Genomic DNA, 1,014 nt, shown 5'->3' with positions numbered 1-1,014 from the left:
GGCCTGGACCTATGTGGCGCATTCAGACAGTTCCGTTTCGGCGATGATGTTCAAGTCCATCGTCCAGGGTTTCCAGTCGGTCGAGCCGCTGAAGATCGGCGAACTCTGGGCGCTGCCTTCGCTGTTGCGCTTCGTCCTGATCGAAAATCTCCGCCGGCTGGCTGTCAGGGTCAATCGCACCCGCCAGATGCGCCAGATCGCCAACGATGTGGCCGACAAGGTCCTGGCGACCGACGACAGCGCCGACCGGCAGTCGATCCTGTCCAATTTCAGCGCGCATGCGCAGGACACCACCTTCGCCACCCAACTGCTCTACCGCCTGCGCGATGGATCGCAGAATGCCGGCAAGGCTCTGGAATGGCTGGAAGGCGAGCTCGAAAAGACCGGCTCCGATGCCGAGGAAATCATCATTTCCGAACATCACACGCTGTCCAGCGGCAATGTGACGACGGGCAACATCATCCGCGGCCTGCGCCTCATCAACGACGTCGACTGGACGGTGTGGTTCGAAGGCGTCAGCCGCATCGACACCGTGCTGCGCGAGCGCACCGATTTCGCCGCGCTCGACTTCTTCTCGCGCGATCAGTACCGGACCGCGATCGAGGAATTGGCGCGCCGCTCGAACCTTTCGGAATATCGCGTCGCCGAAAAGGCTATCGAGTTGGCCGGCCACGCCGCCAGCGATGGCGACGGCGACGCCGTTTTAACCGGGTCCGCCCACACCGATGTCGGCTTCTTTCTCGTCGGCCCACGCCGGCTCGAGCTGGAGAAGGCGATCGGCTATCGACCCACCATCAGCCAGACAGTCAAGCGTGCCTTCCGCAAGACCGGGTGGCTCGGCATCGTCGTACCGGTGTTTGCGCTGACGGCCCTGCTTCTCGTCCTCTCCGGCAACGCGCTTGCCAATCTCGGCCTGTCGGTGCCCTCGATCGTCCTGATGCTGGCGCTTTTTGCCGTACCGGCCAGCGAGGGCGCGCTCGCCTTCTTCAACACGGTCGTATCGCTGTTCCTGAA

General features: G+C 63.0%; 1 pseudogene. It reads left to right on the top strand.

Annotated features, from left to right (window positions below):
• Window positions 1-1,014, top strand: a pseudogene (locus tag EOD15_RS34740) (protein ndvB); the annotation flags it as partial.

This window comes from Mesorhizobium sp. M7A.T.Ca.US.000.02.2.1, from assembly GCF_003996995.1.
GTDB lineage: Bacteria > Pseudomonadota > Alphaproteobacteria > Rhizobiales > Rhizobiaceae > Mesorhizobium.
This window is presented reverse-complemented; position numbering and strand designations above follow the sequence as displayed.